The sequence below is a fragment of the Pseudomonas sp. MHK4 genome (assembly GCF_054600775.1).
Genome location: NZ_BAAIAK010000006.1, coordinates 89,890 through 112,501, shown reverse-complemented (window position 1 = coordinate 112,501; position 22,612 = coordinate 89,890). Strand labels below are relative to the sequence as shown.

Annotated in this window: 15 protein-coding genes and 2 riboswitches; of the genes, 9 read left to right on the top strand and 6 right to left on the bottom strand. The window is 61.6% G+C overall.

Features of this window, described 5'->3' with window-relative positions:
* Nucleotides 1-34: 34 nt before the first annotated feature.
* Nucleotides 35-3,745 carry a methionine synthase gene (gene metH / locus ACYP2Q_RS16960; RefSeq protein WP_459731529.1) on the bottom strand — a complete coding sequence of 1,237 codons (3,711 nt, stop codon included), beginning with the start codon at nt 3,743-3,745 and terminating at the stop codon, nt 35-37.
* A gap of 156 nt (nt 3,746-3,901) precedes the next feature.
* Between metH and ACYP2Q_RS16955 the strand changes: the two genes are divergently transcribed.
* The 3 genes from ACYP2Q_RS16955 to nfuA all read left to right on the top strand — a co-directional run bounded on the left by ACYP2Q_RS16955 (nt 3,902) and on the right by nfuA (nt 7,963).
* Complete coding sequence (locus ACYP2Q_RS16955; RefSeq protein WP_459731527.1) at nt 3,902-6,199, top strand: fatty acid cis/trans isomerase; 2,298 nt, start codon at nt 3,902-3,904, stop codon at nt 6,197-6,199.
* 87 nt (nt 6,200-6,286) lie between these two features.
* On the top strand, nt 6,287-7,321 hold the full coding sequence (locus tag ACYP2Q_RS16950) for an acyltransferase family protein (protein WP_459731525.1): 1,035 nt from the start codon (nt 6,287-6,289) through the stop codon (nt 7,319-7,321).
* Between the two features lie 57 nt (nt 7,322-7,378).
* Nucleotides 7,379-7,963 (top strand): Fe-S biogenesis protein NfuA, encoded by a 585-nt coding sequence (gene nfuA, locus ACYP2Q_RS16945; RefSeq protein WP_007912592.1) that lies wholly within the window; start codon nt 7,379-7,381, stop codon nt 7,961-7,963.
* A 142-nt stretch (nt 7,964-8,105) separates the two neighbouring features.
* On the opposite strand, the gene cobM is transcribed toward nfuA, so the two are convergent.
* The 4 genes from cobM to ACYP2Q_RS16925 all read right to left on the bottom strand — a co-directional run bounded on the left by cobM (nt 8,106) and on the right by ACYP2Q_RS16925 (nt 10,252).
* Entirely contained in the window at nt 8,106-8,852 is a 747-nt protein-coding gene (gene cobM, locus ACYP2Q_RS16940; RefSeq protein WP_459731523.1) for a precorrin-4 C(11)-methyltransferase, read from the bottom strand.
* An 82-nt stretch (nt 8,853-8,934) separates the two neighbouring features.
* The gene (locus tag ACYP2Q_RS16935; RefSeq protein WP_459731521.1) at nt 8,935-9,348 is read right to left on the bottom strand and encodes a cobalamin biosynthesis protein; all 414 of its coding nucleotides are present in this window, start codon (nt 9,346-9,348) and stop codon (nt 8,935-8,937) included.
* The gene (locus ACYP2Q_RS16930) at nt 9,345-10,049 is read right to left on the bottom strand and encodes a CbtA family protein (RefSeq protein ID WP_459731519.1); all 705 of its coding nucleotides are present in this window, start codon (nt 10,047-10,049) and stop codon (nt 9,345-9,347) included. Before ACYP2Q_RS16930 ends, ACYP2Q_RS16935 begins: the two co-directional genes overlap by 4 nt.
* A gap of 11 nt (nt 10,050-10,060) precedes the next feature.
* Nucleotides 10,061-10,252 carry a CbtB domain-containing protein gene (locus ACYP2Q_RS16925; protein WP_459731517.1) on the bottom strand — a complete coding sequence of 64 codons (192 nt, stop codon included), beginning with the start codon at nt 10,250-10,252 and terminating at the stop codon, nt 10,061-10,063.
* Between the two features lie 121 nt (nt 10,253-10,373).
* Nucleotides 10,374-10,599: riboswitch (cobalamin riboswitch) on the bottom strand.
* A gap of 95 nt (nt 10,600-10,694) precedes the next feature.
* A riboswitch (cobalamin riboswitch) is annotated at nt 10,695-10,906 on the top strand.
* Nucleotides 10,907-11,005: 99 nt separating this feature from the next.
* Here ACYP2Q_RS16925 and cobW point away from each other — a divergent pair.
* The 4 genes from cobW (at nt 11,006) to ACYP2Q_RS16905 (ending at nt 17,726) form a co-directional block, all read left to right on the top strand.
* Nucleotides 11,006-12,073, top strand: a complete 1,068-nt coding sequence (gene cobW / locus ACYP2Q_RS16920) for a cobalamin biosynthesis protein CobW (protein ID WP_459731515.1) — start codon at nt 11,006-11,008, stop codon at nt 12,071-12,073.
* Between the two features lie 3 nt (nt 12,074-12,076).
* Complete coding sequence (cobN, locus tag ACYP2Q_RS16915; RefSeq protein WP_459731513.1) at nt 12,077-15,901, top strand: cobaltochelatase subunit CobN; 3,825 nt, start codon at nt 12,077-12,079, stop codon at nt 15,899-15,901.
* A gap of 161 nt (nt 15,902-16,062) precedes the next feature.
* Entirely contained in the window at nt 16,063-17,061 is a 999-nt protein-coding gene (locus ACYP2Q_RS16910) for an ATP-binding protein (protein ID WP_459731512.1), read from the top strand.
* Between the two features lie 119 nt (nt 17,062-17,180).
* The gene (locus tag ACYP2Q_RS16905; protein WP_459731789.1) at nt 17,181-17,726 is read left to right on the top strand and encodes a vWA domain-containing protein; all 546 of its coding nucleotides are present in this window, start codon (nt 17,181-17,183) and stop codon (nt 17,724-17,726) included.
* 156 nt (nt 17,727-17,882) lie between these two features.
* Here ACYP2Q_RS16905 and ACYP2Q_RS16900 read toward each other — a convergent pair whose 3' ends face one another.
* Complete coding sequence (locus ACYP2Q_RS16900) at nt 17,883-19,427, bottom strand: MFS transporter (RefSeq protein WP_459731510.1); 1,545 nt, start codon at nt 19,425-19,427, stop codon at nt 17,883-17,885.
* Between the two features lie 103 nt (nt 19,428-19,530).
* Here ACYP2Q_RS16900 and ACYP2Q_RS16895 point away from each other — a divergent pair, with 103 nt between their 5' ends.
* Together ACYP2Q_RS16895 and ACYP2Q_RS16890 are read left to right on the top strand one after the other, a co-directional pair.
* Nucleotides 19,531-20,397, top strand: coding sequence for a LysR family transcriptional regulator (locus ACYP2Q_RS16895; RefSeq protein ID WP_459731508.1), 867 nt, complete (start codon nt 19,531-19,533; stop codon nt 20,395-20,397).
* Between the two features lie 302 nt (nt 20,398-20,699).
* Nucleotides 20,700-22,259, top strand: a complete 1,560-nt coding sequence (locus ACYP2Q_RS16890) for a TerC family protein (RefSeq protein WP_459731507.1) — start codon at nt 20,700-20,702, stop codon at nt 22,257-22,259.
* The last annotated feature ends 353 nt before the right edge of the window (nt 22,260-22,612 follow it).

Sequence of the window (22,612 nt, the reverse complement as noted above, 5' to 3'; positions counted from 1 at the left end):
TGCAATCGGCGTGATTGCAGCGGCGTGGATCGGGTCAGTCGTCGTACCCAAGGTTCGGCGCCAACCAACGCTCGGTCACACTCAACTCCTGGCCTTTGCGCGAGGTGTAGCTCTGCACCTGGTCCTTGTCGATCTTGCCCACGGCAAAATACTGCGCCTGCGGGTGAGCGAAGTACCAACCGCTGACCGCTGCTGCCGGGAACATCGCGTAATGCTCGGTGAGGAACACGCCGCTGCGACCGGCCTTGAGTTCTTCCGCTTGCGGGTCCAGCAGCTTGAACAGCGTGGCTTTCTCGGTGTGATCCGGGCACGCCGGGTAGCCGGGGGCAGGGCGGATGCCGCTGTATTGCTCCTTGATCAACGCTTCGTTGTCGAGGGTTTCATCCTTGGCGTAACCCCAGTGCTCTTTGCGCACTTGCTGGTGCAGCCACTCGGCACAGGCTTCGGCCAGGCGGTCGGCCAGGGCCTTGACCATGATCGAGTTGTAATCGTCGCCGGCGTCCTGGTAAGCCTTGGCCACTTCTTCGGCGCCGATCCCGGCGGTGGTGATGAAGCCACCCACGTAGTCGGTGATTTCGCTGTCCTTCGGAGCGACGAAGTCGGCGAGGGAGAAGTTCGGCTTGCCGTCGGTCTTGATGATCTGCTGGCGCAGGTGATGCAGCTTGGCCAGAGGCTTGCCGTCATCGCCGTAGACTTCGATGTCGTCGTCTCGCACCTGGTTGGCCGGCCAGAAGCCGAACACCGCACGGGCGCTGATCAATTTCTCGTCGATCAGTTTGGCGAGCATTTCCTGGGCGTCGGCGTACAGCGCGGTGGCGGCCTCACCGACCACTTCGTCCTGGAGGATGCGCGGGAACTTGCCGGCCAGGTCCCAGGAGATGAAGAACGGCGTCCAGTCGATGTATTCGGCCAGCACTTTCAGGTCGATGTTATCCAGCACTTTGGCGCCGGTGAACGTCGGCTTGACAGGTTCGTAGGTGCTCCAGTCGAACTGCGGCTTTTTCGCAATGGCGGCGGCGTAGCTCAGGCGTTCGGTGCGGGCGCTGCGGTTGGCGGTGCGCTCGCGGACTTCGATGTACTCCTCGCGGGTTCTCTCGACGAAGCCAGCCTTCAGCTCCTTGGACAGCAACTGGGTCGCCACGCCGACAGCACGGGAGGCGTCCGTGACATACACCACCGCGTCGTTGCTGTACTTGGGCTCGATCTTCACCGCGGTGTGTGCCTTGGAAGTCGTGGCGCCACCGATCATCAACGGCAGGTGGAAGTCCTGGCGCTGCATCTCGCGCGCCACGTGGACCATCTCATCCAGCGAAGGGGTGATCAGGCCGGACAGGCCGATGATGTCGCACTTCTGTTCCTTGGCCACCTGCAGGATTTTTTCCGCCGGCACCATCACGCCGAGGTCGACGATGTCGTAACCGTTGCATCCCAGCACCACGCCGACGATGTTCTTGCCGATGTCGTGCACGTCGCCCTTGACCGTGGCCATGAGGATCTTGCCCTTGGCCTCTGGTTTGTCGCCTTTTTCCAGTTCGATGAACGGGATCAAGTGCGCCACGGCCTGCTTCATCACGCGGGCAGATTTCACCACCTGCGGCAGGAACATCTTGCCGGCGCCGAACAGGTCGCCAACGATGTTCATGCCGGACATCAGCGGGCCTTCGATCACTTCGATCGGACGGGCGAATGACTGGCGCGATTCTTCGGTGTCTTCGACGATGTGCGTGGTGATGCCCTTGACCAGGGCATGCTCCAGACGCTTGTTGACGTCCCAGTTGCGCCACTCTTCGGTCTCGGCTTCCTTGACGCTGCCGTCGCCCTTGTATTTGTCGGCAATGGCGAGGAGGGCGTCGGTGCCTTCCGGGGTGCGATTGAGGATCACGTCTTCGACGGCGTCGCGCAGTTCCACCGGGATCTGGTCGTAGATCTCCAGTTGCCCGGCGTTGACGATACCCATGGTCAGGCCGGCGCGGATCGCGTACAGCAGGAACACCGAGTGGATCGCCTCGCGCACCGGGTTGTTGCCACGGAACGAGAACGAGACGTTGGACACGCCGCCCGAGGTCAGCGCGTACGGCAGTTCGTCGCGGATGTAGGCGCAGGCGTTGATGAAGTCCACGGCATAGTTGTTGTGTTCTTCGATGCCGGTTGCTACGGCAAAGATGTTCGGGTCGAAGATGATGTCTTCCGGCGGGAAGCCGACGTCGTTGACCAGAATGTCGTAGGAGCGTTTGCAGATCTCTTTCTTGCGCGCTTCGGTGTCGGCCTGGCCGGCTTCGTCGAAGGCCATCACCACCACCGCGGCGCCGTAGCGCTTGCACAGCTTGGCGTGATGGATGAACTGCTCGACGCCTTCCTTCATGCTGATCGAGTTGACGATGCCCTTGCCCTGGATGCACTTGAGGCCGGCTTCGATCACTTCCCACTTGGAGGAGTCGATCATGATCGGTACGCGGGAGATGTCCGGTTCGCCGGCAATCAGATTGAGGAAGGTCACCATGGCCTTCTTCGAATCGAGCATCCCTTCGTCCATGTTGATGTCGATGATCTGGGCGCCGGCCTCGACCTGTTGCAGCGCGACTTCCAAAGCTTCGGTGTAGTTGTCTTCACGGATCAGGCGGGCGAATTTGGCCGAGCCGGTGATGTTGGTCCGCTCGCCAACGTTGACGAACAGCGAGTTGCGATCGATGGTGAACGGCTCCAGCCCCGACAGGCGGCAAGCCTTGGGGATTTCCGGAATCTGCCGTGGGGCATAACCGGCCACGGCCTTGGCGATGGCTTCGATGTGGCCCGGCGTGGTGCCGCAGCAGCCGCCGACGATGTTGAGGAAACCGCTTTGGGCGAACTCTTCGATGACCTTGGCGGTTTGCGCCGGCAATTCGTCGTACTCGCCGAACTCGTTGGGCAGGCCGGCGTTCGGGTGTGCGGAAACGTGGGTGTTGGCCTTGTTCGACAGCTCTTCCAGGTACGGGCGCAACTCGCTGGCACCCAGCGCGCAGTTCAGGCCGACCGAAATCGGCTTGGCGTGGGCCACGGAGTTCCAGAAGGCTTCGGTGGTCTGGCCGGACAGGGTACGGCCGGAGGCATCGGTGATGGTGCCGGAGATCATGATCGGCAATTCGATGTGCAGCTCTTCGAACACCCCTTGTACGGCGAAGATCGCGGCCTTGGCGTTGAGGGTGTCGAAGATGGTTTCGATCAGGATCAGGTCGGCACCGCCTTCGATCAGCCCCTTGGTGGCTTCGGTGTAGTTTTCTACCAGCTCATCGAAGGTCACGTTGCGATAGCCGGGGTTGTTCACGTCCGGCGACAGCGAACAGGTGCGACTGGTAGGACCGAGCACGCCGGCGACGAAACGCGGCTTGTCCGGGTTCTCGAGGGTTTTCGCATCGGCGATCTTGCGCGCCAGGCGAGCGCCTTCTACGTTCAATTCGTAGGCCAGTTCTTCCATGCCGTAATCGGCCATGGAAATCCGGGTGGCGTTGAATGTGTTGGTTTCCAGAATGTCGGCACCGGCATCCAGGTAGGCTTTCTCGATGCCACCAATCACGTCCGGGCGCGTCAGCACCAACAGGTCGTTGTTGCCTTTGACATCGCTCGGCCAGTCAGCGAAGCGTTTGCCACGATAATCCTGCTCTTCGAGCTTGTAGCTCTGGATCATCGTGCCCATGCCGCCATCGAGAATCAGGATGCGCTCTTTGAGGGCGTGCTTGAGGGCTTGGAGGCGAACGCTGCGATCGGACATTGGGACTACTCGGAAAGACCATGACGAAGGGCCGGGATGATAGCAAACCTGTGCGCTTTTAGAGCATGTCCGGGTTTTGCATGAATATCGCTCATGTTGGTGAGACGGCCAGCCCGGTAGAATCGCGGCGTTTTCTAAAGGATCGGGACCAGGGACATGTCGTATCGCGTCGTCATCAGCAGTGTATTGCTGCTTTTAAGCTGGGGCGCGATTGCGCAAGGTCCGGCAAATCCCGCTGGTATTTCCTACAGTCGCGACATCCAGCCGATCTTCAGCGAAAAGTGCGTGGCCTGCCACGCCTGCAACGACGCCGCCTGTCAGCTCAACCTGGGCAGCGGGGAGGGTGCGGCCCGTGGCGCGACGAAAGTCCCGGTGTATGACGGTGATCGCAGCCAGGCGGTCGCGCCCAGCCGTCTGTTCTATGACGCATTCGGCAAGCGGGCCTGGCAACAGAAAGGCTTCTATTCGGTGCTCGACGCCCAGGGCAGCCAGGCGGCATTGATGGCGCGCATGCTGGAGCTGGGTCACAGCAATGCGTTGCAGCCCAATGCCAAATTGCCCGAGGGCATTGTCCTGGGCCTCAATCGCAACAACATGTGCGCCTCGCCGGACGAGTTCGATGGTTATGCCCGTACTCATCCCAGGGAAGGCATGCCCCTGGCGGTCACCGGCCTGACCGATCAGCAATACCAGACGTTGCAACGCTGGCTGTCCTCGGGTGCACCCATCGATGAACAGGCCCTGGTGCCCAGCGCAAAAGAAGCATTGCAGGTGGTGCAGTGGGAAAACCTGCTCAATGCTCCGGGCGCGCGGGAGAGCCTGGTCGGGCGCTGGTTGTTCGAACACTGGTTTCTTGCGCACCTCTATTTCAAGGACGGCGAGCCGGGGCATTTCTTCCAGTGGGTGCGGTCTCGCACGCCCACCGGCCAGCCCATCGACCTGATCAACACCCGTCGGCCGAATGACGACCCCGGCACCCAGGTGTATTACCGCTTATGGCCGGTGCAGGGCGTGATCGTGCACAAGACGCACATCACCTATCCGCTGGGCGCGGCGAAGATGGCGCGGGTCAAAAGCCTGTTCTATAACGGCAACTGGCAGGTCAATGCCTTGCCGGGCTACGGCCCGGAACGTCGGGCCAATCCGTTTGCCACCTTCGAAGCGATCCCGGCCCAGGCGCGTTATCAGTTCATGCTCGACAACGCCGAGTATTTCGTCCGTACCTTCATTCGCGGCCCGGTCTGCCGGGGGCAGATCGCCACGGATGTGATCCGCGACAATTTCTGGGCGCTGTTCCAGGCGCCGGAGCACGACCTCTACATCACCGACCCGAACTATCGCGGGCAGGCCACGCCGTTGCTGGCGATGCCGGGGCAAAACGACGATGTTGGCAGTGTCCTGAGCCTGTGGCACGACTACCGCGACAAACGCAACGAATACGAAGCCCTGCGCCGGGATAGCTACGCCGATGAGCCGCCGCCAAGCTGGTCGAGCCTGTGGGCCGGCAACGACAACGCACTGCTGAGCATCTTCCGCCATTTCGACAGCGCCGCGGTGACCAAGGGCCTGATCGGCGACGTGCCGCAGACCATGTGGCTGTTCGACTTTCCGTTGCTGGAGCGCACCTATTACCAGTTGGCGGTGAATTTCGACGTGTTCGGCAATGTGTCCCATCAGGCCCAGACGCGCCTGTATTTCGACCTGATCCGCAATGGCGCCGAACAGAATTTCCTGCGCCTGATGCCGGCTGACTCGCGGGAGGGTTACCTCGACGACTGGTACCAGAACAGCGGCAAATTCAAGATGTGGCTGGACTATGAGTCCATCGACGACGACACGTCGACGGCGCTGAAACTCAATGAGCAGGACCCCAAGCGCGACTTCGCCATGCAGTTGCTGGCGCGCTACGGCGAGCTGAATGCCAAGCCTGATCCGATCAATCGCTGCGACGGTGCCTATTGTTCGCGGCCGAACATCGATCCGGTCCTGCAGGCGGCTGAGCAGGCGTTGAGTCGCCTGGCCTCCCGTCCGGCGGCCGGCCTCAAGGTCATCGATCAACTGCCGGAAGCGACCATGCTGCGGGTCGAGACCGCAAGCGGACAGCGTGTGATCTACAGCCTGCTGCGCAACCGCGCACACAGCAATGTGGCGTTCCTGATCGGTGAGTCGCTGCGCTACCAGCCGGGGCTCGATACGCTCACGATTTTTCCTGGAGTTCTCAGCAGTTACCCGAATTTCATGTTCAACATTCCCGCTGATCAAGTCCCGGAATTCGTCGATGCGATGGAGAATGCCAAGGTTGCCAACCGCTTCGAGAAAATCGTCGAACGCTGGGGCATCCGTCGCAGTCACCCGCAGTTCTGGCAGTATTTTCATGATTTGAGCCGCTATATCCACGAAACCGACCCGGTGGAAGAGGGCGTGCTGGACATGAATCGCTACGAGAATCTTTGATCGATTGACGATGGTCTGGTGTCGGACTCAATAGGCTCCACCGATCCTGCACGGGGTTGGTGGGTTGAAGTATTGGGAGGGCCATCGATGTTGATTTCAGTACAGGCGCTTCGCGCGCTCGCGGCCTGGACAGTGGTTTGCCACCATTTCATGCAGATTTTCTTCGACTTTCATGCTCGCGGGCCGATTGGGCAGATGTTCATCGACAAGGGCGCGGTGGGCGTCGACATCTTTTTCGTCATCAGCGGGCTGGTGATTTTCTTGTCCACCGAGAACAAATCACTGCCGCCAGGTCGCTTTCTACTGTATCGACTGTTTCGCATTGTCCCGGCGTATTGGCTGTATACGGTGCTGATGGCCCTTTTGGTCGTGTTCGCCAAACCAGTGTTGCCGGATCAGACGGTCGACTGGTCGCATTTCCTGCTGTCGTTGTTGTTTATTCCTACGCAGAACCCTGGTGGCTACGGTATTTATCCGACGCTTAATGTTGGCTGGACGCTCAACTATGAAATGCTGTTTTACGTGCTGTTTGCCTGGGCGCTGCTGTTTCGCTTGCAGGTCCGGTTGTTGATTGTCGCGGCCTTGCTGTTTGCGGTATGCCAGGCGTGGACGGGATATGGCTGGGTCAGCGAGTTTTATCGCTCGGGCATTGTTTATGAGTTTCTGTTGGGGATCGCCATTGGCATGATCTACCGCAGTGGCTGGATCAAGCCCGGGCTCTGGTTGCCGTTGCTGGGCATCGTCGGCGCGCTGATGGTGATCTATCACGCAGCCCCGCAGCCACGGTTGCTGGCCTGGGGCTTGCCGAGCGCGGTGCTGGTCATGGCTTGCATGTCGCTCGAGCGGTTTTTCGCGAACAACAGATTGTTCAAGTTACTGGGCGATTGTTCCTACTCGGTGTACCTGATGCATGTGCTGGTGTTATCCGCCGGCGGTTTTGTCGCACAGCGCTATGGGATCGATTCCTACGTCATGTTCGCAATCTGTGTCGTGACCATCGGAGTGGGATCGTGGGCAAGTTATGAATGGGTGGAAAAAAGCAGTTATCGGCGGCTTAAAGTCTGGATTGACGGTGAATCGCCAGTTGAGGCTACCCCGATTCTTTCCCGACAAAAATACTAGGACTTTGTCCGGCGCGATGATTGGCGTAAACTGCGTCCAAGCCTGCGAGGAGTTTCCATGACCGCTATTACCATCACCGACGCCGCCCACGATTACCTGGCTGATCTGCTCTCCAAGCAGAACACCCCGGGCATCGGCATCCGCGTCTTCATCACCCAGCCTGGCACCCAGTACGCCGAAACCTGCATTGCCTACTGCAAGCCGGGCGAAGAAAAACCCGAAGACACGGCGTTGGGGCTGAAAAGCTTCACCGCCTACATCGACCACTTCAGCGAAGCGTTCCTGGACGATGCCGTGGTCGACTACGCCACCGACCGCATGGGTGGCCAGCTGACCATCAAGGCGCCCAACGCCAAAGTGCCGATGGTCAACGCCGACAGCCCGGTCAACGAGCGCATCAACTACTACCTGCAAACCGAGATCAACCCGGGGTTGGCCAGCCACGGCGGCCAGGTCAGCCTGATCGACGTAGTTGAAGACGGCATTGCCGTGCTGCAATTCGGTGGCGGTTGCCAGGGCTGTGGCCAGGCCGACGTGACCTTGAAGGAAGGCATCGAGCGCACCTTGCTCGAGCGTATTCCCGAGCTCAAGGGTGTGCGTGACGTGACCGACCACACGCAGAAAGAAAACGCCTACTACTAAGGTGTTCGCTGCGAAAAGAAAAAACGGCGCCCCGTGAGCGCCGTTTTTTTATGGGATAAATTCAATGGCCTCATCGCTGGCAGGCCAGCTCCTACATTGGAACGTGGTCACCTGTAGGAGCTGGCTTGCCAGCGATGAGGCCCTATGGCCGATACAAATGTGCATGCCCCGCACGATACAGCGACGACTCGCTGAAATGCTCGCTGCCCAATACCCGACCCACCAGAATCAACGCCGTACGCCGAAACCTCTTGGCTTCGACCTTCCCGGCAATATCCTCAAGCGTTCCCACCACCCAATCCTGATCCGGCCAGGTCGCCCGGTGAATCACCGCAATCGGGCAATCGGCGCCGTAGTGTGGCAGCAGCTCCTCGACGATTTTTGCCAGGTGATTGACCCCCAGATGAATCGCCATGGTCGCCCCGTGCTGCGCCAGGCTGACCAGTTCTTCTCCGGCGGGCATCGCGGTCTTGTCGGCGTAGCGAGTCAGGATCACGCTTTGTGACACGTCCGGCAAGGTCAGTTCCGCGCCCAGAAGCGCCGCGCAGGCGGCCGTTGCGGTCACGCCGGGAATGATTTCAAACGCAATATCCAGTTCACGCAGATGGCGAATCTGCTCGCCGATGGCGCCATACAGGCTCGGGTCGCCGGAATGCACGCGGGCCACGTCCTGGCCATTGGCGTGGGCGGCCTTGATCAGTTCGATGATCTGTTCCAGGTGCAGTTCGGCGCTGTTGACCACCTGTTCGGCGCAGTGTCCTTCCAGTACTGCGGCGGGCACCAGCGAGCCGGCATAGATGATCACGGGGCAGCTGCGAATCAGCCGCTGGCCCTTGACGGTGATCAGTTCGGGGTCGCCGGGACCTGCGCCAATGAAGTAGACGGTCATCGTCGGTTCCTGTTGGAAATAGGGGAAAGGCAGGCTTCAGATGAAGATTGCTCATGATCGAATGCGTGGACTATCGGGGATTTTACGCGGCGCCGGCCAATGCCAGGGTGGCCTGGGCATATTTCTGTCGCGGGATCAGCAATTTGGCCGGGGCATTGGCCAGTTGTTCGGCCAGGGCCAGTGCGGCACTTTCCGCCACGCCATAGCACCCGGTACGTTCAAAGGCGATGTCCGAATGGTGACTGAGTCGGGGTTGATAACCTGCCAGTTGCTCACTGCTGAAATACATCATCTGCAGCCCAAGCTGTTCGGCCAGTTCGATCAGGGCCGGTTCGCCGCGCTTCAGGTCGATGCTGGCCAAGGCCTTGATCTGATGCAGTTCGATTTGGTGCGCTTGCAATGCCTGGTCGAGCAATGCCCGCAACGTACTGACGGGGCAGCCGCGCTGGCAGCCCAGGCCGACCACCAGGGTCGGCGCTGTGCTGAGATCCGTCATGCGTGGTATTGACCGTCGCTCTTGCGGCGGAACAACCAGGCGCTGATCAGACCCAGGGCCAGCCAGAACGCCACGTTGGTCAGCTGCGAAGCGATCTTGAACTGGGCTTCCAGGGCTTCTGGCGCGAGCATCGAATGCACTTGCGGTTGCGGTGCGCCAATTACATGGGGGACGGCGAGGATCGCCACGCCGAGGACCTTCATCAGCCAGTGACGGCTGAATACGATCAGGGCGATACCGACTGCGGTGGACGCTGCGGTTGCGATCCACCAGATCTGCCGTTGCGCCAGATCCGCCGCCGCGGTGCCCGGCAGCTCAGGCGGCAAGCCAAGGGTCGGCGCCAGGACGAAGGTGGCGTAACCGGCCAGGCCCCAGAGCAGGCCCTGGGAGGTTTTGGTCGGCGCGCGCAAGGTATAGAGGCCGGCGAGCATCAGGGCGAAACCGACTGCCACCACCAGGTTGCCGCCCGTGGTCGACAGCACGCGCTGCCAGCCGTCTTCCGGCTCCCAGGCTTCGGCGTCGTGAGTGTGGGCAGCGACGCCCGCGGCGTGTTCGTGGACTGCAACGGCGGCAGGTTCGGATTTTTCGTAGGTTTCGGCCTGCAGGATCAGCGGCGAAACCCAGAAGCTCTGCAGCAGCGTCAGCAGCAGGGCGGCCAGCAGCCCGGTGAAACCTGCGGTTTGCGCAATACGCTTGATCATGTCGGCAGGTCTCAATGGCACGGGAATGCGGAGCTGTGGCGGGTATCGTGAGCGGCGTTGTGCACGGCTTCGATGTGCGAGAAACCGGCGAAATAAACAAGGCACGCGCCGAGGATCGACGCGCAAATAGCGGCGGTCAGGCGTTGGGACAGGGTAGTGGTGCTGCTGGTGGTGCTGTGGCCGGTGCTACTGATGATCGACATGGCGCTTCCCTCTGTTCTGTCAGCGGGGAATAAGAGCGCAGGCAGGACCCCGCACGAGCGAGCGCGCAGAAGTCCGAACAGCGCCCGCCCACCGCGGGTTTGTTGATTCAGTGATCGTGTTGGTCACTTTGTGTTGCGGGCCGGTCTCCGGGCTCACGAGGGGCGCAGGCGTTAGCCTTGACCTGCAAGCGTCACCTTCCCATGCCGCATTGGCACAGTGGATCTGACGCTTCGCTCGCTTACCGTTGCGGGGGCAGCACCGGACTGACATGGCTTTAGAGTAAAGCACATGATTCACCGGTTTCCCGTTTCACCCTGTGAAGGGCACCCGTAACAAGGTGCGTAGGAGAGCATGGGTGAGGGATTCGCGTCAATTGGCAAGCGTTCTCAACTTGGAACCGAGTCAATCTCATGTGAACATTGACCCGCCCCATTACCATGCGTAGCCTTGCGCTTTCGAGGTTCTTCGGCGCTTGTCGAAGCTAAGAAGGGAACGCGGTCAATGCCGCGGCTGCCCCCGCAACTGTGAACGGTGATGTTCGCTGCCACGCCACTGCACGCTCAAGTCCGAGCCCGCGGGAAGGCGCAGCGAATGCCAGGCTCCAAGGCCAGCACACCGTCAGCCAGGAGACCTGCCTCGATACAGATTCTCACTACAACCGGGCGGGGTGATCCGGTGGCGAACGCTTCTGGCGCGCTTGTGCGTGGCCGGTTCTCGTCCCGTATGCCCGCCACCTTGCCAAAGGGCATCCGATGAAAACACTGGCCAAACTCCCCGTCACCATCGTCACCGGCTTCCTCGGCTCGGGCAAGACCACCTTGCTACGGCACATGCTCGACAACGCCCAGGGCCGCCGCATCGCGGTGATCGTCAACGAGTTCGGCGAACTGGGCATCGACGGCGAAATTCTCAAGCAGTGCTCCATCGGTTGCACCATCGATGAAGCCAATGGCCGCGTCTATGAACTGGCCAACGGCTGCCTGTGCTGCACCGTGCAGGAAGAGTTCTTCCCGGTGATGCGCGAACTGGTGGCCCGTCGCGGCGATCTCGACCACATCCTGATCGAAACCTCCGGCCTGGCCCTGCCCAAACCGCTGGTGCAAGCCTTCCAGTGGCCGGAAATCCGCAGTGCCTGCACCGTTGATGCGGTGATCACCGTGGTCGACAGCCCGGCTGTGGCGGCGGGTACTTTCGCCGCGTTCCCGGACCAGGTCGACGCCCAGCGTAAACTCGACCCGAACCTGGACCACGAATCGCCGCTGCACGAGCTGTTCGCCGACCAGTTGTCCAGCGCCGACCTGGTGATCCTCAACAAGGCCGACCTGATCAGCCCGGAAGACCTGGCCCGTGTGCGCCTGGAAGTCGCCGAAGAATTGCCGCCTGCGGTGAAAGTCATCGAAGCCAGCAGCGGTCGCCTGCCGCTGGACGTGCTGATCGGCCTCGGCGCCGGTTCCGAAGAACACATCGACAGCCGTCACAGCCATCACGATCACCACCACGACGATGAGGATCATGATGACCACGATCACGACGCCTTCGATTCGATCTCCATCGAACTGCCGCAAGCCGACGAAAGCCTGCTGATGGATGCGCTGACCCAACTGGTGGTCGAGCACAGCATCCTGCGCGTCAAGGGTTTCGCGGCGATCCCGAACAAACCGATGCGCCTGCTGATTCAGGGCGTGGGCACTCGTTTCGACAAACATTTCGACCGCCAGTGGGGCGCTGAAGAACTACGCACCACGCGCCTGGTGTTGATCGGCCAGGCATTGGATGCAACAACGCTCGAAGCGCAATTGCGCGCCGCGCTCAGCGTGTAACCCATGCACCTGCTCAGGACCCAGCCCGGCGGATTCGTGTCGGACGACAACATTGCCGACCTTGGACAAACCCCCGCCGAGCTGGTGATCCTGTGCAGCGGCGACTCCAGCCTGGCACTGCTTGCCGAAGCGGCGCAGCAGTTGCCCGACGATTACCCGAGCGTGCGCCTGGCCAACCCGATGCAGGTGCAGAACCATGCGTCGGTCGATCTGTATGTCGACGAAGTACTGCGCCACGCCAAAGTCATCCTTATTTCGCTGCACGGCGGCATTGCCTATTGGCGTTATGGCGTCGAGCGGTTGGTGGAGCTGTCGCAGCGCGGCGTGCAGCTGATCCTGGTGCCTGGCGATGATCGCCCGGACCCGGAGCTCAGCGACCTCAGCACCGTGGGCCCTGAGGATCGCGACCGCCTTTGGCAATTCCTGCGCCAGGGTGGCATGGGCAATGCCCTCGACTTTTTCCGCTGCCTGGCCAATCGCTGGCTGGATCGCGAGTACGCCTGGGCCGAGCCGCAAACCCTGCCGCGCACGGCGATTTACCACCCGCGAAAAAGCCCCGCGCAACTGAGTGACTGGCAAGCCGACTGGCAGACCGGTCAACCGGTGGCGGCGGTGCTGTTTTACCGCTCGCACTTGCAGGCGGCGAACACCGCTTTCATCGATGTTTTCTGCCAGCGTTTGCAGGCGGCGGGGCTTAACCCGTTGCCGATTGCGCTGGCCAGCTTGAAAGAGCCCGGCTGCCTTTGCGTGGTCGAGGACTGGCTGGATGAAGTCGAGGCAGGGGTGATTCTCAATACCACCGGTTTCGCCCAATCCAGCCCTGAAGCACCACATTTGCGACCGTTTCGCCGTAATATCCCGGTGATCCAGGCCATTTGCGCCCAGGACAACGAACCGGGCTGGCGCGCCAGTGAACAGGGTCTCGGCCCGCGGGACCTGGCGATGCACATTGCGTTGCCGGAACTGGACGGGCGCATCATCAGCCGGCCGATCAGCTTCAAGGACCTGGCCTGGCGCAGCGAGCGCAGTCAGTCCGACGTGGTCTGCTATCGCGCGCAGCCGGAACGCATGGACTTTGTCGCGCAACTGGCACGGCGCTGGATCGAGCTGGCGCGGGTGCCCAACGGGCAAAAACGCATTGCGCTGATCCTGGCCAATTACCCGACCCGCGATGGTCGCATCGGCAACGGCGTCGGGCTCGATACCCCGGCTGCGGCGCTGAATATCCTGCGGGCGCTGCATGAAGAAGGGTATCCGCTGCCAGCCAAGTTGCCCGACAGCGGCACTGCGTTGATCCAGCAGTTGCTCGGCGGCGTCAGCAACGACCTCGACACCCTCGACCAGCGTCCGTGCCAGCAAAGCCTGGCGATGGACGACTATTTGCGCATGTTCAATGCCTTGCCCGAAGCCAACCGCCAGGCCGTGCTGGAGCGCTGGGGTGCGCCCGACAGCGATCCGATGTGCCGTGGCGGGCGAATGATGATCGCTGGGTTGCGCTTTGGCCTGACCTTTGTTGGCATCCAGCCGGCGCGGGGTTATCAGGTGGACCCGAGTGCGGTTTACCACGACCCGGACCTGGTGCCGCCCCACGGCTACCTGGCGTTCTATTTCTGGTTGCGCACCACCTACGGCGCCCACGGCGTGATCCACGTCGGCAAGCACGGCAACCTGGAATGGTTGCCGGGTAAAGGCGTCGGGCTCTCGGAGCACTGCTGGCCGGATGCGCTGCTCGGGCCACTGCCGAACATCTATCCGTTCATCGTCAACGATCCGGGCGAGGGCGCCCAGGCCAAGCGCCGCACGCAGGCAGTGATCATCGATCACTTGATGCCACCGCTGACCCGCGCCGAAACCTACGGTCCACTGCGCAACCTCGAACTGTTGGCCGACGAGTATTACGAGGCGCAGTTGCTCGACCCGCGCCGTGCCCGGGAGTTGCAGCGCGACATCCTGCAACTGGTGCGCGACACCCACATCGACCGCGAACTGCAGTTGGACGAAAAGCTGGACAGCGATGCCGATGCGGCGATCTGGCTGCCGCGCCTGGACACTTACCTGTGCGACTTGAAAGAGTCGCAGATCCGCGATGGCTTGCACGTGTTTGGCGAGTCCCCGGTGGGGCGGCTGCGCATCGATACCTTGCTCGCGCTGCTGCGCATTCCCCGGGGCGATGGCCGTGGTGCGCAATCGAGTCTGCTGCGGGCGCTGGCCAAGGCGTTCGCGCTGGGCTTCGATCCGCTCGATTGTGCGCTGGCCGAGCCGTGGGTTGGGCCGCGTCCGAGCGACTTGTTGTCGATCAGTGATGAGCCCTGGCGCACCACCGGCGATACCCGCGAACGTCTCGAACTGTTCGCCACACAACTGATCTCCTGTGGGAGCCAGCCTGCTGGCGATGGAGTGTCAGCCACATTGATGTCGACTGACACTCCATCGCCAGCAGGCTGGCTCCCACAGGAGGCGAGTTGGTCTGAAGTGAACGCCATCCTCGACCACCTGCGCGAAGTCGTCGCCCCCAGACTGGATGCCTGTGGTCCCGCCGAGATGCGCGGCCTGCTCGATGCCCTCAGTGGCCGTTTCGTCCCTGCCGGCCCGAGCGGCGCACCCAGTCGCGGTCGCCTGGACGTGCTGCCCACCGGGCGCAACTTCTATTCGGTGGACGTGCGTAACCTGCCGACCACCACCGCGTGGCGCATCGGTTTCCAGTCGGCCAACCTGATTCTTGAGCGCCATCTGCAAGACCATGGCGATCACTTGCGCCAACTCGGCCTGTCAGTCTGGGGCACCGCGACCATGCGCACCGGCGGCGACGACATCGCCCAGGCCATGGCGTTGATGGGCGTGCGCCCGGTCTGGGCCACCGGCAGTCAGCGGGTCGACGACTTTGAAATCCTGCCGTTGAGTCTGCTTGATCGACCGCGGGTGGACGTTACCTTGCGTGTATCGGGTTTCTTCCGCGATGCCTTTGCCAATCTGATTCGCCTGTTCGATGCCGCAGTGCAAGCGGTGGCCGAACTGGACGAGCCAGACGACCTCAATCCCTTGGCCGCCAAGGTTCGCGCCGAACGTCAGGCGCTGCTGCAATCGGGGATGGATGAAGACGCTGCCAGGCGACAGGCCGGATGGCGCATCTTCGGTGCCAAACCCGGCGCCTATGGCGCGGGTGTCCAAGGCGCCATCGACGGTCGACTGTGGCAAAGCCGCGAGGACCTGGCCGAGGTCTACCTGAACTGGGGCGGCTACGCCTACGGCGGTTCCGACGAAGGCACCGCAGCCCGTGAGCAGTTCTCCCGGCGCCTGGGTCAGGTGCAAGCAGTGCTGCAAAACCAGGACAACCGCGAACACGACCTGCTCGACTCCAATGACTACTACCAATTCCAGGGCGGCATGCTGGCCGCCGTGGAAAGCCTGCGTGGCGAGGCGGCCGCCAGTTATCACGGCGATCACAGCCAGCCGGACCTGCCGAAGATTCGCACGCTGAAGGAAGAGCTGAACCGGGTCATCCGCTCCCGGGCGGCCAATCCGAAGTGGCTCGATGGGGTCAAGCGGCACGGCTATAAAGGCGCCTTTGAAATGGCGGCGACGGTCGACAACCTGTTCGCCTTCGACGCCACCACCCAGTTGATCGACGATCACCAGTACGCACTGCTGGCGGATGCCTATTTGCTCGATCCGGGCACTCGGAATTTCGTGCGTGAGCACAATCCCCATGCCCTGCGCGACATGACCGAGCGCATGCTCGAAGCGCAACAGCGGGGCATGTGGAAAGAGCCGGGGGACTACCGCGAGGCGCTGGAAAACCTGTTGCTGGATATAGAAGAAGACAACTGATCACCGCAAAACCTGTAGGAGCAGGCTTGCCCGCGAAGGCGGTCTGTCAGTCAACGAAGCTGTTGAATGTGCTGGCCTCTTCGCGGGCAAGCCCGCTCCTGCAGGGGTTGAGGTGCATGAGATATTGTTGAAAGATCACCGACCATGACCGAGATTGAACAATGACCGACACCCCCCATTTCCCGCTTTCCGCCGTGGTCGGCGCCGACGATCTGAAACTCGCGTTGTACCTGACCGCCATCGACCCGAAGATCGGCGGCGTATTGATCGAAGGCCCGCGCGGCATGGCCAAGTCGACCCTCGCCCGCGGCCTGGCGGACCTGTTGGCCAGCGGCCAGTTCGTCACCTTGCCCTTGGGTGCAACCGAAGAACGCCTGGTCGGCACCCTCGACCTCGACGCGGCCCTGAGTGAGGGGCGCGCGCAATTTTCCCCCGGTGTGCTGGCCAAGGCTGACGGCGGCGTGTTGTATGTCGACGAGGTCAATCTGCTGCCCGATCATCTGGTTGACCTGCTGCTCGACGTGGCCGCCAGCGGCATCAATGTGGTTGAGCGCGACGGTATTTCCCATCGGCATTCGGCGAAGTTCGTGCTGATCGGCACCATGAACCCGGAAGAGGGCGAGCTACGTCCACAACTGCTCGATCGCTTTGGCTTGAACGTCGCCCTGAGTGGCCACACGGCCCCGACCGAACGCGGGCAAATCATCCGTCGGCGCCTGGATTTCGACAGTGATCCGCAACGATTCTGCGCCGAATGGGAGAGCCAGCAGCAGACGTTGCGTGAGCGCTGCGAAACAGCGCGCAGCACATTGGCGAGCATTCCCCTCGACGATGCAGCGTTGGCGCAGATTACCGAGCGCTGCTTTGCCGCCGGTGTCGATGGCCTGCGCGCCGATCTGGTCTGGTTGCGCGCGGCGCGAGCGCATGCGGCGTGGCGCGGGGCTACATCGATTGGCATCGATGATATCGACGCGGTCGCCGAGTTTGCCCTGCGCCATCGTCGTCGAGAACAGGCTCCACCTGCACCCCAACAGAACCAGGCTCAGTCCACCCAGAATTCCAATCCCGGCGAAGGACAGGGCCAGTGGGGCGAAATGCCCGCTCAGGCGCTGCCGGTGGGTGCGCGACGTGAAGTGCCGACCTGGCCAAAAAAGCCCTAGGCATTCGCCCTCGATCTGATGCGGGGGCGAATGCCAGACCTCGTGCCGGACGACTGGATCACGGCAAGCAGGGTAAACGTCACGCGACCCATGGCGGCTCGATCAATTGGCCAGGCACGCTGCTCAACGGCCGGCCGCGTCAGCGCCAGGACCTGTTGTTCCAGCAACGCACGCGCTCGCCCCATGAACTGTGGCTGGTGATTGTCGATGCGTCGGCGTCCACCCGGCGTCATCAAGCCTTGAGTGATGCCAAGGGGTTACTGGCACAGTTGTTCGACGACGCCTACCGCCAGCGTGCGCGCCTGGCCTTGCTGACGGCCAGCGGTGCGCTGCCGAAGTGGCAGGTGCAGGGGCTGAAAGCGTCGACGGGTTTGCGCCAATGGCTCGATGGCTTGGGCGCCGGTGGTGGTACGCCGTTGCTGGCGGCGCTGGGTGAAGCGGGGCGCTGGCTGGCCGTGCGGCAAAAGCGTTTTCCGGCGGAGCAGCAAAGGTTACTGGTGGTGACCGATGGCCGGTTGAAAGAATGGCCGTCGTTGTCCGCGCTCGATTGTCCTGGGCTGGTGATCGACATCGAGCGCGGGCCGATTCGTCTCGAACGCAGCAAATTATTGGCGGCGCAGTTGCAATCCGAATATCGGCATATCGACGAGCTGTTTCCTGGTTGAGTTCTATGTTGCCTGTGCTGGCCAAATCGCCAGCAAGCTGGCTCCCACAGAGATTCGGGTGAGACGCAGATTTCATGGGCGCCGAATATCCCCTGTGGGAGCCAGCCTGCTGGCGATGAGGGCCGCACATTCAAAGATGAAATCGCCAGGTACGCGTCATTCAAGCACCAGTGCTGTGCGGGGCGCCGGAATCGGATTGCGCATCAGCGTGCCCACCACCAGCGCCCCCACCAATCCCGCGAGCCCTGCAACCCAAAGCAACAGGCTGAAACCACCCACGAACGCCTGTCGCGCCAGCGGCTCGACCATCGGCCGCGCGGCTTCTGGCAACAAACTCAGCGCCGCCGACATGTCGCCCGCCACCACCCGCGAGGCGACGCCTTGGGTGAGTTCGAGCCATTGCCCGCCCTGTGCCACCAGGCCGTCGTGCAGCAGCCGTTCGCTGTGCCCCGAAAGCAACGCGCCATACACGCCGATGGCCAGCATCACCGCACTGAAGCGCATCGTCGTACTCATGCCCGACGCCATGCCGGTGCGCTCCCGAGGCACGTAGGCCATGATGTTTTTCTGTGTATCGCCATTGAGCAATCCGGCCCCGGCACCGGTCACGGCAATCGCCAGGGCGAAGGGCAGGTAACCGCCGCTATTGACCGCCCACGCGCTGAGCAAGTTACCGCTGCCGACCAGGGTCAGCCCGATGGCCATCATGTTTGCCGGCGTCACGCGGCCCGCCAGGCGTGCACCGATGCGCGGAAAAATCAGCATGGTCACCGCAAATGGCAGCATGCCCAGCCCCGCGGAAATGGCGCTGAAACCCAAGCCGTTCTGCAAGTAGAACGGCAGCATGGTCATCATCACCTGGGCGCACGCGGCGTAGGAAAACATGCCAAGCAACGCGCCGATGAAACGCGGGTGACGGAACAGTTGCAGGTCGATCATCGGCCGCTGTTGCAGGCGTTCGATCACTACGAAAAACCCCAGCAACAGGGCGCCGCCCACCAAGCGGGCGTAGGTCTGGGGGGTGTTCCAGCCGATCCGGTTGGCTTCGATCAAGCCCCAGATCAGGCACAACAGGCTGGCGCTGAAAGCCAGGCTGCCCCACGGATCAAGGCGGGCGGCCTGGGCATCGCGCGATTCCGGCACCGCGCGCCATACCATGACCATCAGCAGCAGTCCCACTGGCAGGTTGAGGTAAAAAATCCAGCGCCAGCCGATGTATTCGGTGATCAAGCCGCCCAGGGTCGGCGCGGCAGTCATCGCCACGCCCATGCACCCGCCCCAGAATGCCCAGGCCTTGGCCCGTTCGACTTCATCGTGAAAGGTGTGGCCGATGGAGGCGAGCGCCGAGGTCAACAGCAATGCCGCGCCAACGCCCTTGATGGCGCGGGCAATGTCGAGAAACAGTGCATTCGGTGCCGCTGCGCAGCCAATCGACGCGAGGATGAAAATGCCCAGCCCCCACATCAGCATTTTCTGCCGGCCAAAGCGATCGGCCAGACTGCCAGCGGGCAGCAACAGCGCGGCGAAGGCCAGCATGTAGGCGCTGACCACCCATTCGATGTCGGCGAAATTCGCCCCCAGGTCCCGGGCGATGCTGGGCAAGGTAACAGCGACGATGTTGGTGTCGAGCACGATCAGCGAGCACACCGCGGAGGCGGTGAGCAGGGTCAGGCGCGGGCTCACCTTGGGTTTGACGGACATGGCCAGGGTTCTCTACTGTGAGGTTGGGTGCAGCTTATCGCTGGCTGACGCCCCCTTTGTTAGGCGCGTACTGTCACTTCATTACCTTTGAGCTAACGCACCGATGGACATCCGTCATTTCCGCTATTTTCTCGCTGTTGCCCGGCAAGGCAACTTCACTCGCGCCGCGGAACAACTTGGCATCGCACCGCCGACCTTGACTCGGCAGATCCAGGACATGGAAAACGAACTCGGCACGCGCCTGTTCGTGCGCCAGACGCGTGAAGTCAGCTTGACCGAAGCCGGCGCCGCACTGTTGATCGAAGCCGAGGCAACGGTGCGGCAATTTGAATACGCCCAACAAAACGCCCAGCGCGCCGGGCGCGGAGACATTGGTCATATCGAACTGGGTTACGTGGCCTCGGCGGTGTATTCGGGGCTGCTGCAAAAACAGGTGCAGGGATTTGCCGCCGAGTACCCGGATGTCAGCCTCAACGTGCGGGAAAGCCCCATGGCCAGCCTGCCGAACATGATCCTGGAAGGTCGCTTCGACCTGGGCTATATCCGTTGTCCGCTGGCCCTGCCCGAGGGCATCGAGGCTGTGCGGTTGAGCGACGAAGGCTTTGTATTGGCGTTGCCGGTCAACTCGTGGCTCAATCGCTTGCCGTTGATCAATTCGGCGCATTTACAGAATGAAAACTTCATTCTCCCGGAACAGGTCGTGGGTACATTGCAAATCGCTTCCCAAGGTCATTTCGTACCGAAACTCGGTGCGCAGCCCGGTGGGCTGGTGGCGGTGATTGCCTTGGTTTCCCTGGCGCAGGGCGTGGCGGTGGTGCCGGAGTCGGTGGTTGGCCACGTCAGTTTGCCGAACGTGGTGTATCGCCAGATCAACGACTGCAATGCATCGTCGTGGCTGGCGTTGATTCATCGGCGGTTCGAGAAGTCCCCGGCGGTGGTGCGGTACATCGAGCGAGTCAAGAATAGTTAAAAACATCGCGAGAACACTGCAACTGCAACGATGCTACAGATTTTGAAATGATTTCCAGCTGTAGGAATTGTCGGCATCGCCTGTACGATTCAAGTCCTTTTTTCCTTTTCAGGACTTGCATGAACGCCCTCACGGAGCCCCCCAGTTATCCTTTCCCCTCGCGCCAACGCGCGGTCTTGATGCACGCGAAACATCCGGTCTTCTGGCGTCCCGATCTCCCTGCCATTGCACTTCCCCGGCCTCTGCGCCGTGCCTTGCCTTGCCCGGCATTCTGAATTCACTGAAGAGATCGAGACGTTTAAATGGAATGGTTAGCTGACCCCACGGCATGGCTGGGCTTGTTGACGTTGATTGTGCTGGAGTTGGTGCTGGGCATCGACAACCTGGTGTTCATCGCGATCCTGGCGGACAAATTGCCGCCCGAACAGCGCGACCGCGCGCGAATCATCGGTCTGTCCCTGGCGTTGTTGATGCGCCTGGGCCTGTTGGCGAGTATTTCCTGGCTGGTGACCCTGACCCAGCCGCTGTTCGAAGTGTTCGACAAGAGCTTCTCGGGTCGCGACCTGATCATGCTGTTTGGCGGTGTGTTCCTGTTGTTCAAGGCGACCATGGAGCTGCATGAACGGCTCGAAGGTAATGTCGGCGAGCGCACGTCCAATGCGGCTTACGCCATGTTCTGGCCGATCGTGGCGCAAATCGTGGTGCTCGATGCGGTGTTCTCCCTCGATGCGGTGATTACTGCGGTGGGCATGGTCGACGAGCTCGCGGTGATGATGATCGCCGTGATCATTTCCATCGGCCTGATGATCGTCGCCAGCAAGCCGTTGACCCGCTTCGTCAATGCTCACCCCACAGTAATCATGCTGTGCCTGGGCTTTTTGATGATGATCGGCTTTGCGCTGACCGCCGAAGGCCTGGGCTTCCACATCCCCAAAGGGTACCTGTACGCGGCCATCGGGTTCTCGATCCTGATCGAAGTGTTCAACCAGATCGCCCGGGCACGGCGCAAGCGCTCGATGCAGGGCCTGCGACCGATGCGTGAGCGTACCGCCCATGCGGTGATGCGCTTGCTTGGCGGGCGCAAGCTGGCGGTGGAAGAGGTCGGTGAAGACATTGCCGACATGCTGGATAACGGTGAGGCGCCGGGCGAACAGCTGTTCGATCGTCGTGAGCGGGTGATGATCAGTGGTGTCTTGCAACTGGCCGAGCGGCCGATCCGCAGCTTGATGACCGTACGCGCCGACGTCGATCACATCGACTTGGCTGACGACGCCGAGGCGATTCGTACAAGGCTGATGCATTCGTCGTACTCGCGACTGCCGCTGATTCGCGACGGCGCGGTGGATGAGCCGCTGGGCTTCGTACACAAGAAGGAGCTGCTGAAGGAATTCCTGGCCGGCAACCAGCCCGATCTTGCCCACCTGGCGCGTCAGACCATCAACCTGCTGGACAGCTATTCGATACTCAATGCCCTGGAGCAGATGCGCAAGGCGTCGACCCATATCGCCTTTGTGGTCAACGAATTCGGTGATTTCGTTGGCGTTTTGACCATGACCGACATTCTCGAGTCGATTGCGGGCGAGTTGCCCGACGCCAGCGAAATCGAAGGCCCGGACGTGGTCGAGGAAATGGGCGGGTTCGTGGTCAGCGGCGCATTGAACCTGGCGCGGGTGCATCAGCGGACCGGGTTCGCGGCACAACCGACCGACGACTATCAGACCCTGGCCGGTATGGTGGTGAGCCTGCTGGATCGGCTGCCGATGATCGGTGACAGCCACGAGTGGGAAGGCTGGCGTATGACCGTCATGTCGGTTGAAGAGCGGAGGGTGAAGCGGGTGTTTCTGGCGCGCCTCGGCGGGTGATTTTTCCGTAACCTGCGTTGCACCTGCAGGAGCGAGCCTGCTCGCGAAAAACGCCCGGACAACGCGGGCATTCAGACAGCCCGCGTTATCGTTGACGTCCATCGCGAGCAGGCTCGCTCACACAGGGAAACACATTCGCGCCCTACGGGAACCAGATACCCGCCACCCGTAGCCAACGGTAGCGCTGCGTCACCGCCTCCTTTAGTAACGCTTTTTCCTCGCATCATTGCATCCCACTGATTCAAAACACTTTTCAATCTCCCCTACATTCCCTTCACAACCTGTGGCACACTTTCTGCTGTCTATTCCGTTGTTACATACCGTATTCCGGTATAGCGGAATAAACATCACCC